Source organism: Dolichospermum circinale AWQC131C (assembly GCF_000426905.1).
Lineage (GTDB): Bacteria > Cyanobacteriota > Cyanobacteriia > Cyanobacteriales > Nostocaceae > Dolichospermum > Dolichospermum circinale.
On sequence record NZ_KE384589.1, the window covers coordinates 68,404 to 79,905 of the forward strand.

The 11,502-nt window shown below is 36.1% G+C and carries 7 protein-coding genes; 6 read left to right on the forward strand and 1 reads right to left on the reverse strand.

Annotated elements, in window-relative coordinates; genetic code table 11:
• Positions 1 to 336: 336 nt before the first annotated feature.
• The 5 genes from apcA to dnaG all read left to right on the forward strand — a co-directional run bounded on the left by apcA (position 337) and on the right by dnaG (position 7,454).
• Entirely contained in the window at positions 337 to 822 is a 486-nt protein-coding gene (gene apcA / locus ACIR131C_RS0102780) for an allophycocyanin subunit alpha (RefSeq protein ID WP_028084653.1), read from the forward strand.
• 68 nt (positions 823 to 890) lie between these two features.
• The gene (gene apcB, locus ACIR131C_RS0102785) at positions 891 to 1,376 is read left to right on the forward strand and encodes an allophycocyanin subunit beta (protein WP_028084652.1); all 486 of its coding nucleotides are present in this window, start codon (positions 891 to 893) and stop codon (positions 1,374 to 1,376) included.
• Positions 1,377 to 1,596: 220 nt separating this feature from the next.
• On the forward strand, positions 1,597 to 1,803 hold the full coding sequence (locus ACIR131C_RS0102790; protein WP_027402734.1) for a phycobilisome linker polypeptide: 207 nt from the start codon (positions 1,597 to 1,599) through the stop codon (positions 1,801 to 1,803).
• Positions 1,804 to 2,159: 356 nt separating this feature from the next.
• On the forward strand, positions 2,160 to 5,315 hold the full coding sequence (locus ACIR131C_RS0102795; protein WP_028088978.1) for a type ISP restriction/modification enzyme: 3,156 nt from the start codon (positions 2,160 to 2,162) through the stop codon (positions 5,313 to 5,315).
• 228 nt (positions 5,316 to 5,543) lie between these two features.
• Positions 5,544 to 7,454: a DNA primase gene (dnaG, locus tag ACIR131C_RS0102800; protein ID WP_028088979.1), complete on the forward strand. Its 1,911-nt coding sequence runs from the start codon at positions 5,544 to 5,546 to the stop codon at positions 7,452 to 7,454.
• Between the two features lie 467 nt (positions 7,455 to 7,921).
• Here the strand turns inward: dnaG and ACIR131C_RS0102805 are convergent, their stop codons facing one another.
• Positions 7,922 to 10,642 (reverse strand): efflux RND transporter permease subunit, encoded by a 2,721-nt coding sequence (locus tag ACIR131C_RS0102805; protein WP_028088980.1) that lies wholly within the window; start codon positions 10,640 to 10,642, stop codon positions 7,922 to 7,924.
• A 97-nt stretch (positions 10,643 to 10,739) separates the two neighbouring features.
• On the opposite strand from ACIR131C_RS0102805, the gene ACIR131C_RS0102810 reads away from it, so the two are divergent.
• Entirely contained in the window at positions 10,740 to 11,435 is a 696-nt protein-coding gene (locus ACIR131C_RS0102810; protein WP_028088981.1) for a 5'-methylthioadenosine/S-adenosylhomocysteine nucleosidase family protein, read from the forward strand.
• Positions 11,436 to 11,502 lie beyond the last annotated feature (67 nt).

Here is an 11,502-nt window from a genome sequence, read left to right on the forward strand (position 1 = left end):
CCTGTTCCCTGTTCCCTATTCCCTATTCCCTATTCCCTGTTCCCTATTCCCTATTCCCTATTCCCTGTTCCCTGTCCCCTGTTCCCTGTTCCCTGTTGCCTCAAAATGAGCAAATCTGAAAATTAATGTTACAAAATATTAAGAGCAGTAATAAATGCTCAACATAATACTGGACAATATTTTGCGGGAGGTATTTGAGTTTTCCATCTGGTTTACACAAAATCCGGTCAATCTGGTTGCAAATGTAAATCAAGATGTTAGGCTTGACTATCAACCACATAAAGTCGTACCAGTTTAATCAAACTCTGGTTACATTAGTTTTGGAGGAATCCATTAATGAGTATCGTCACGAAAGCTATCGTGAATGCTGATGCAGAAGCTCGCTACCTCAGCCCCGGTGAATTAGATAGAATCAAAGGTTTTGTTGCTGGTGGCGCACAACGCCTTCGCATCGCGCAAGTATTGACCGAAAACCGCGAGCGCATTGTTAAGCAAGCTGGTGACCAACTGTTCCAAAAACGTCCTGATGTTGTTTCCCCCGGTGGTAACGCTTACGGACAAGAAATGACAGCTACTTGCTTGCGTGACTTAGACTACTACCTCCGCCTCGTTACCTACGGAATCGTTTCTGGTGATGTTACAGCCATCGAAGAAATCGGTATCGTTGGTGTTCGGGAAATGTACAAGTCTTTGGGTACTCCCATTGATGCAGTTGCTGGTGGCGTTGCCGCTATGAAGAACGTTGCTGCTACCTTGTTGTCTGCTGAAGACGCTGGTGAAGCTGGTTCTTACTTCGACTACGTTGTTGGTGCAATGCAGTAGGTTTTAGCTCTATTCTCGGCTAAAACTGATACTGTGACAATAAGGTTGGAAATAAGGAAAAAACAACAATGCAAGACGCAATTACCTCCGTTATCAATTCTTCAGACGTTCAAGGTAAATACCTTGATACATCTGCCCTCGAAAAATTAAAAGGCTACTTCGCTACTGGTGAACTGCGCGTTCGTGCCGCAGGTACTATCAGTGCTAATGCTGCTGCGATCGTTAAAGAAGCTGTAGCTAAGTCTTTGTTGTACTCTGATGTCACCCGTCCCGGTGGTAATATGTACACCACCCGTCGTTACGCAGCTTGTATCCGTGACTTGGATTATTACTTGCGTTATGCTACCTATGCTATGCTCGCTGGTGATGCTTCCATTTTGGATGAGCGCGTATTGAATGGTTTGAAAGAAACCTACAATTCCTTGGGAGTACCCGTAGGCTCTACAGTTCAAGCTATCCAAGCTATGAAGGAAGTAACCGCTAGTTTGGTAGGTCCTGACGCTGGTAAAGAAATGGGCGTTTACTTCGACTATATCTCCTCTGGCTTGAGCTAGGAGTTAGGTTTGCACTTAGTAATATAGGTGCGGAACTGGTATTTTGGTCTGGAAATCAATCATGATTGCTAGAAGGTTCTCTTGCTAATTTGATTGTAAGTGTTATCAGTCTAGTGTTGATGGTTGATTTCCAGTCTGGGAAAGATTAATTAAAGATTTGCACTCAAGATTTTTGAGATAAAAAAGTTTTCACAAACAAATAGAGGAGATTTGAAAAAAAATGGCTCGTTTATTTAAAGTAACTGCTTGTGTTCCTAGTCTATCTCGTACTCGCACCCAACGCGAATTACAAAACACTTACTTTACTAAGTTAGTTCCCTATGAAAATTGGTTCCGTGAACAACAACGGATTCAAAAAATGGGTGGCAAGATTGTTAAAGTGGAATTAGCAACTGGTAAACAAGGTACTAATGCTGGTTTGTCTTAATTTCTATATCAGAGCTTATTTTATTTCGATTTTGTTAGGGGTCTAAAAAGACCTCTTTTTTTATTATATTTTCGCTGTTGCTGATTTAGATAATTTAGCTCACGCAGAGGCGCTCCAGTCGCAGAGAGTGAGAGTAGTAAGAGTTTATCTTTTTTTCATTTGATATTCTATCGAACTCTTGGAAATCATGCCGACAAGTATCCATTGTCAGCGATCGCCTGTGGTGCGATGCGCCAATAATAAACTAGAATTAAATAACCCTAGCTAAAAATTCTCTCAACCATGGCAACTGCTACTAACATTGGTAACTTATCATTAATAACATCACATATTTATTTAACAAATACAGAAAATATATGAACTTTACTAACTATTTACAGCAAATCCAAACCGATCTAGAAAAAGGCAGCGAACGCACCCATTACCCCACATTAAAAAATCTGATTGATAACGGTATTAAAGGAATACAATCTACCGTTGAAGAAACTGGCAACCAAGCTGGTATTCCTGATTTTACCATCAGAAAAAATAATCAATTACTCGGTTATATTGAAGCCAAAAAGATCGGCGAAAATTTAGATAAAATTGAAAAAACCGAACAATTACAACGCTATTTAGAATCATCCATTGGTGAAAATCTTATTCTTACTAACTATCTGCAATTTTATTGGTATGTTGACGGTAAACTACAATTAAAAACTACTTTAGCCACAATTGAAAATAATCAAATTACTCCTGTTACTGACATATCAACAACAGCAGAATTAATTAACGCATTTTTTAATAAACAAGAAAAAACGATTAATAACTATTATGAACTAGCACAAGAAATGGCATCTGTAACTAAAGCTATTCGTTATAGTATTAATGAAGCATTGAAAAGCGAAGAACAAACAGGAGAATTAACTCAATTAAAGTTATTATTTCAAGAGTTACTATTACCAGATTTAGATAATTATAATTTTGCTGATATGTACGCTCAAACCATGGCCTATGGTTTATTTACTGCTAGAGTTGGTCATTGTGAAACAAAAACTACCCATGAATTTAATCGAGAAAATGCCAGTATTTATATTAGTGATAAAATCCCCTTTTTACAAGGATTGTTTACTACCGTCATTTCCACAAATATTATTAGTAAGATCAACTGGACAATTGATATTTTAATAGAACTTTTGGCTAAGGTTGATATGGTTAATATTCTACAAAACTTTGGACAAGAAACGAGAAAACAAGATCCCATAGTCCACTTTTATGAAACATTTTTAGCAGCTTATGAAGCATCATTAAGAAAAAGTAGAGGAGTTTATTATACTCCTGAACCTGTAGTCTCTTTCATTGTTAAAGCAGTTAATCATATTTTAGAAAATGATTTTAATTTAGATGATGGTTTGGGTAGTAAAAACGTCACAATTTTAGACCCAGCTACGGGAACAGGAACTTTTTTATATGAAGTCATTAAACAAATTTATTTTAACTTTGAAAAATATGGAGTCAACCGCTGGAATCAATTATTTAGAGATAAACAAGTTCTCAAACGTTTATATGGTTTTGAGTTATTAATGACTCCTTATACAATTGCACATTTAAAACTGGGATTATTATTAGAAAACTTAGGTTATGAATTTCAAGAAAAAGAAAGATTAAATATCTTTTTAACTAATGCTTTAAATGAAGGAGTGAAAAAATCAGAATTAATTTTAGGCCAGTATATCTCAGCAGAAGCAATTAAAACGGAAATTTCTATTCATGTAGTTTTAGGAAATCCTCCCTATTCGGGACATTCAGAAAATAAAAATGAATGGATAGAAGGATTAGTTAAAGATTATTATCACATAGATGGATTATCTTTAGATGAAAAAAATCCCAAATGGTTACAAGATGATTATGTGAAATTTATTCGCTTTGGACAATGGAGAATTGATAAAACAGGAGTAGGAATTTTAGCTTTTGTTACCAATCATGGTTATTTAGATAACCCCACATTTCGAGGAATGCGTCAAAGTTTATTACAAAGTTTTAATCGGATTTATATTCTGAATTTACATGGTAATGCTAAGAAAAAAGAAGTTTCTCCAGATGGAAGTATAGATCAAAATGTCTTTGATATTCAACAGGGAGTAGCGATTTTAATTGCTGTTAAGGATATTCCTAAAAATCAGCTTATATTTAATCAACAAAATGCACCAGATAATGGCGTTTTTTATGCTGATTTATGGGGAAATCGTGAACATAAATATGAGTTATTGAAAGAATTAACGATGAAAACCGTAGCATGGGAAAAAATTAATCCTATTTCTCCTTTTTATTTGTTGACTCCTCAAGATGTTTATGCTTTAGAAGAATATAATCGAGGTTGGAAAATAACTGATATCATGCTTGTTAATTCTGTGGGAATTGTCACAGCGCGAGATTCTTTAACAATTCAGAAAACTCCTGAAGACGTGGAAAAAATTGTTAATGATTTTGCATTTTTACCACCAGAAGAAGCAAGAGAAAAGTATAATTTAGGAAAAGATACAAGAGATTGGCAGGTTGCTTTAGCGCAAGATGATATTAAAAAAAGCAGAGTTAAACAAAATAAAATTAATACAATAAATAGAAATTCGATTAAACGGATTTTATATCGTCCTTTTGATATCAAATACACCTATTATACAGGTAAATCAAGGGGATTTATTTGTATGCCTCGAAATGATGTGATGAAAAATATGTTATTAGGTGATAATTTAGGATTAATTACCGTTAGACAACAATCTCAGTCTGGGGAATGGTCTTTAGTTGGTACTACTCAAGATATCATAGAATCTTGTGCTATTTCTAATAAAACCAAAGAAATTAATTATTTATTCCCTCTTTATATTTATCCAGAAAACGAAACAACCCAAGACAGAAAACCTAATTTTTCTCCAGAATTTATCACTGCACTTAAGTCCAAATTAGGTTATATTCCCACAGCAGAAAATATCTTTTATTATATTTATGCTGTGTTTCATTCTCCTCAATATCGTCAACGATACTCCCAGTTTTTAAAGATTGATTTTCCGCGTCTTCCTTTAACTAGCAATAATGAATTATTTAATCAATTAGTTATCAAAGGAGAAAAGTTAGTTAATTTACATTTGATGAAAAATCTGCCCCCAACTCCCATGACTAAATCAGAAACTTCTACTACTGCTAATTTACCTTTATTTAATGGAGAAGAAAGAGGCGCTATTCATTATCAAGGTGATGGTAAAAATGAAATAAATCAAGTTAAATATAATACAAATAAACAGCAAATTTTGATTAATCAGAACTGTTATTTTTCGGGAGTTTCTCCAATAGTATGGGAATTTAAAATTGGTGGTTATCAAGTATTAGATAAATGGTTAAAAGACAGAAAAAGTGTTAATATATATTTATCTGATGCCGAAATTACTCATTATCAAAAAATAATTATTGTCGTCATAGAAACAATTAAATTAATGACAGAGATAGATGATATAATCCCTCAGTTTCCTATCAGATAAATAACCCAAAACTCAAATGAAAATATTGTAAATGTTCTAAATCTCAGAAACAGAACTCAAGCTGCTATTTTAGCTAATAGTTTTTTTAGATATTTATAACAGGGTATTATAGTATGCTGTGTTTCAGGGTTTGGTGCGTTACACTGTCGCTAACACACCCTACTAGCCAATAACACAATTAAAATATATTATAGTATAATAAATCTAGATTATGATTGTTGATTTCTCATGCAAATTCCTCGCTTACATCCAGATACTATTGAAGAAGTTAAACTCCGCGCTGATATTGTTGATGTTATATCAGAGTATGTAGTGTTGCGAAAACGGGGTAAAGATTTTGTGGGTTTGTGTCCTTTTCATGATGAAAAAACTCCCAGCTTTACGGTTAGTCCTTATAAACAAATGTATTATTGTTTTGGCTGTCAAGCTGCGGGAAATGCAATTAAATTTGTCATGGATTTGGGAAAACGTCAATTTGCGGAAGTGGTACTAGATTTAGCAAAACGTTATCAAGTCCCGGTTAAAACTTTAGAACCTGAACAAAGACAAGAATTACAACGTCAAATATCTTTACGTGACCAATTATATACTGTTCTCGCTTCCGCTGCTCAATTTTATCAACACACTTTAAGACAATCTCAAGGACAAAAAGCACGGGAATATTTAACAAAAATTCGTCAATTTCAAGAGGAAACTATTCAACAATTTGGTTTAGGTTATGCCCCTCCTGGTTGGGAAACTCTGTACCGTTATTTGGTGGAAAGTAAACATTATCCCCTGCAATTGGTAGAACAAGCAGGATTAATTAAACCCCGAAAAGAAGGAGGAGGATATTATGATGTATTTCGGGATAGGTTAATGATTCCTATTCGTGATCTTCAAGGGAGAGTAATTGCTTTTGGAGGCAGAACTTTAACCGAAGAACAACCAAAATATCTCAATTCTCCTGAAACGGAATTATTTAGTAAAGGGAAAACTTTATTTGCTTTAGATGAAGCGAAAGACGCTATTTCTAAAGTTGATCAAGCGGTAGTTGTAGAGGGATATTTTGATGCGATTTCTCTCCATGCAGCCGGAATTAATAACGCTGTTGCTTCCTTGGGTACAGCATTAAGTATAGAACAGGTACGGCTATTATTACGTTATACAGAATCCAAGCAATTAATCCTCAATTTTGATGCAGATAAAGCTGGAATAAATGCTACAGAAAAAGCAATTGGTGAAGTTTCTAATTTAGTTTATACAGGAGAAGTACAATTAAAAATTCTCAATTTACCTCATGGTAAAGATGCTGATGAATATTTACATGATCATACAGCATCCGATTATCAACAATTATTAACAAATGCACCTCTTTGGCTAGATTGGCAAATTCAAAATATTATTAAAAATCGAGATTTAAAACAAGCTACCGACTTTCAACAAGTTACCCAACAAATTATTAAATTACTGCAAAATATCGCTAATAACGATACACTAAATTATTATGTTTCTTACTGTGCAGAAATTCTCAGTTTAGGAGATAGCAGACTTAAACCTTTAAGAATTGAAAATCTCCTAACTCAGATTAAACCTAATAGTCTAAAATCTCTAAGTCCACGTATAAATAAACCGCAACCTCAAACCCCAAAATTGTCTTTAGTTAATACAGAACCCACTCTACTAGAACAAGCTGAGGCATTATTATTAATCATTTATCTTCATTCTTGCGAACAAAGACAAATAATTATTGAAGATTTAGAAACCCGCAATTTAGAATTTAGTCTTTCTCATCATCGTTTTTTATGGCAACAAATGTTAGAATTTCCATTAGATGAACTTGATTTAATTTCCAGTGTGCAAAATAGATATTTAGAATTATCAGAAGAATTAGAAATAGTTTCCCATATATTTCATCTCAATGAAAAAAATAAAACAGAAATATTACGAACTCCCCACGTTATTCAAGCAGCATTAGCTTGTATGGAAAGAGTATTTCGAGAAAAACGCTATCGTTATTTTATGGAACAATGGGAAAAAATAGATCCGCAAACTGAACCAGAAAAAGATAAATATTATGCTGAAGCTATATATATAGAAAAAATCCATTTACAAGACTTAGAGAAACAGCGACAATTTTCTATTAATGACTTAATTTAGGAAATTCTGTAGCTTGGGTTTAGTTCCTCGACCCAAATTACATGACTATAAATCATAAAGAATTTTTTATTTTAAAATTTTGAACAGATTTATAGCGTTTCCCAGTTTAATAGACATCTCCAGAAATTAAATATGCGTAGTCTTAAACCCTTGTAGAGACAATTCATGAATTGTCCCTACATTCTTTTTTGGAGATGTCTAATCAAGTACAAAATTATCTGCGTTTATCTGCGTTTATCTGCGTTCAATTATTACTGCTAATACCTTATGGGAATGGCCATAAGTCAATATTCATAGGACTTACGCAAGATTCATGGAATAACGAACCACAGAGGCACAGAGGTCACGGAGAAATTAGGATTTGAGAGATATTTTGCGTAAGTCCTGATTCAAAAGAAAAAATTATCAACAACAAAATCCCCAACTTCTGAGAGAAGTCAGGGATCTAATTCTACTTTATTAACTTATTAATTTACCTTCCTTCTGGGAAACCAATCATCTAAAATGGCGTAGAATACAGGCACAACAAATAAACTCAGAATAGTAGAACTGACCAAACCACCGGCTATAGAAACAGCCATGGGAGAACGCAATTCCGAACCCGCACCTAAACCCAAAGCAATGGGAACCATCCCCAAAATAGTCGCTGCTGTAGTCATCATAATGGGGCGCAAACGTACAGGACCTGCTTTGAGAATTGCCTCAGTTCTTTCTATTCCAGAATCTCGTAATTGGTTAATGTAATCTACAATTAAAATTGCATTTTTGTTAGTAATTCCCAGCAAAAATACAAAACCAATCAGAGATATCATGCCAAAATCACTTTTGGTAAATAGTAGCGCCAACAACGCTCCCACAATTGCTAAAGGTAAAGAAAGACCAATAACTATCGGGTCGCTCCAACTTTTAAACAGCCAAATCAACACCACAATAATACAAAGCGCTGATAATCCTAAAGTTGTGCCAAAACTGCCAAAAACCTGATTTTGACGGGCAGAATCGCCGCCTAAATTTAAAGAAACACCCGCAGGGATGACAGCCTTAGCTTCAGATACTACAATATCCGTTGCATTACCTAAAGTTAGATCTTGTCCCAGGTTAGCGCCAATATAAACCACTCGCTGATGATTCAACCTTTCAATTTGCAAAATTGTATCTTGTTGATGAGATTCACCTGTAATAGTTACATCAGCAAAACCAGATATTTTCTCAATTCGTGCTTTCACCGCTTTAGCTGCTGTAGTCAAAGCCTTGAGATCCTTACCCTGTAAAGCTACTTGCAAAGGTTTTTGTCCACCGGTGTCTACAAATTGAATATCTTCTACACTTGTGGTTACACCCACCAATTTTGGCAAAGTAGCGCGGAGTTGGTCTTGGACTTGAGCCGTTTTCAGTTTTCGTTCTGCTTTTAGCTTAACATACAGCGTCCCTTTGTTTGGTTCACCTTCACGAGAACCCACAGTAGTAAAAACCGTGGCCACAGCCGGGGACTTTCTCACCACTTTTTCCAGTTTCTTAGCAACATCCAAAGAATCGTTTAAAAGATTAGAAATGGAAATAGGAGATGGGTCAGCAGATAAATCCACAGCAACAGACAAAGACGAGCTTCCTAATTTATCTTTTCGTCCCCCTTGTGTTTCCCGTCCTCCTGGTTGTCCTCCTCCTCCTGGCACCTCTTGTCCAAGAGCCGCAGGAAGACTAGGTACTAGGGAAGTATAGACAATATTAAATTCTCCCCGGTCAAGTTTGGGAATAAAGCCTTTGGGAATTAAGGGAATTAGGGCAATACCAGCAATTAAACTAACTACAGCTAATCCCACAACTATCAAACGGTGCTGCAAAGACCAAGTTAACAAATTGCCGTAAACTTGCTCAAATTCCTGCCAAATCTTACTCTGCTTCTGGGGAGAATTAATTGGTTTAGGCTTGAGCCAATAAATAGCTAAGACTGGGGATAAGGTTCTAGCTACTAACAAAGATGTCAGCATAGCCGCAGAAACAGTAATCCCAAAGGGTTTAAAAAACTGTCCAATGACTCCACCCATCAAACCGATAGGTAAAAATACCGCTACCGCTGTTAATGTAGCTGCGGTGACAGTTAAACCGATTTCATTAGTAGCTATTAGGGCGGCTTCCCGTGGGGTTTTTCCGTTTTCAATATGCCGCATGATGTTTTCAACATCAACTATGGCATCATCTACTATTGAACCAATTACCAAAGCTAATGCTAACAGGGTAATGGTTTCTAAATTAAAGCCATATATCGCCATGACGATAAATGTCCCTAATAAGGATATGGGAATGGCTAATGCAGAAATTAGGGTAGCTTGCCAATTCCATAAAAAGGGAAAAATGACAACTACCGAGAGGATGATAGCTTCTATCAGGGCATCTATGGTGGAATGGGTAGCATTACGAATATATTCCCCTTGGGTAGCAGCTAAGGTCAAGGTGACATCTTTTAAGTTAGACCTGAGTTGTTGTACTTCCTTTTCTACCCCACTGACTACTTCTAGGGTATTAGCATCCCCTTTTTTAATCACCTGGAAGGCTAAAGCGTCTTGACCATTAAACCTGACTAATGTTCCACCGGTGGTCTCTTGGGGTTTTAATGTCCCCCCCCCTAAGAGTGACACTTTTAGCACTCCTGGTAAATTAGCTATCCTGGGAAGGATTTTATCTTTTGTCAGTTGTCGTAAATTATCAATATCCCTGACAGAACTTTCAACTGCATAGCTAACGGCCGCTGATTCGTTCAGATTCAAGGGAATGATTTTTTTATTTGTATCTTTGGGTAGATTTAACTGATTGACTATTTGGGAAATTTTGCTGGTAACTGTTTCTAAGTTCGTACCGACAATAAAGGAGGAAACTACAGCAGTTTGACCCGGATAGGTTGATGAACGAATGTCCTCAAGTCCTACCAAGGATTTTAGGCTTTCCTCTATAGGTTTGGTTAGTTTTTCTTCAGTGTCTAGGGTGTTGGTTAGGGGTGCTTGGGCTGTCACTACCACCACTGGAAAGGTGATGTCTGGAAATAAAGCATATTTGAGAGAACTGAATGCTAGAACCCCAGCTACCGTTATACCTATCCAAAAACACACCGTTAACCAAGAAAACTTAATTGCTAATTTGGAAATATTAAAGCTTTCACGGGCGGATGTTTGGGTTGTTTTGGTCTGTACCATCTGATAAAATTATTATCTTAGTCATTATTAGTCATTGGTAATCGGGAATAGTTTTTATCCATTACCCATTATCCATTCTCCATTCCTGTCCCACGAAATGCCAACTCTGATTTTAGTCCCCCAGGGAGCAGAACATCAAGCCGTCTGTCGTGGATTAAGTTCCGTCTCTAGTTCTCTACCCCAGGTGTTAACTATCCCAATGGGAATCGCACCAGTACAGCAACATTTACAGGTTAATTTCAATTTATTAGCCCAGGTCCGTGAAAATTCTATCTTGATGATGGGTTTATGTGGTAGCCTGAGCGGAAAATATCAGGTTGGAGATATTGTTTTATATCAAAATTGTCTTTATCAAGGAAATCTACAAGACTGTAATCATGATTTTACGGCAAATATATATACCCGACTGGGTGATCATGTATCTTTAGTCAGGGGGTTGACAAGCGATCGCATTGTATGTACATCCGCAGAAAAACACCACCTACATCAACAATACGGTGCTGATGTTGTAGATATGGAAGCATATCCCTTCCTAGAATTTTTCCGCCAATTCCCAGACAAACAAGTGGCTATATTACGAGTAGTCAGCGATGATTCTAACCATGATATCCCCAATATCACATCCGCGATTAGTGAAAACGGTTCTTTGCGACCTTTGCCCCTAGCTTGGGAATTTATCCGTCAACCACAGTCGGCTAGGCGATTAATTACTGGTTCATTGCAAGGACTCAAGGTTTTAACAGCAGTGACTCAATTATTATTTACCCAAGATCACCCCAATTTTAGATTTTAGATTTTAGATTTTAGATTTTAGATTTTAGATTAGGACTTACGCAAGATTCATGGAATAACGAACCACT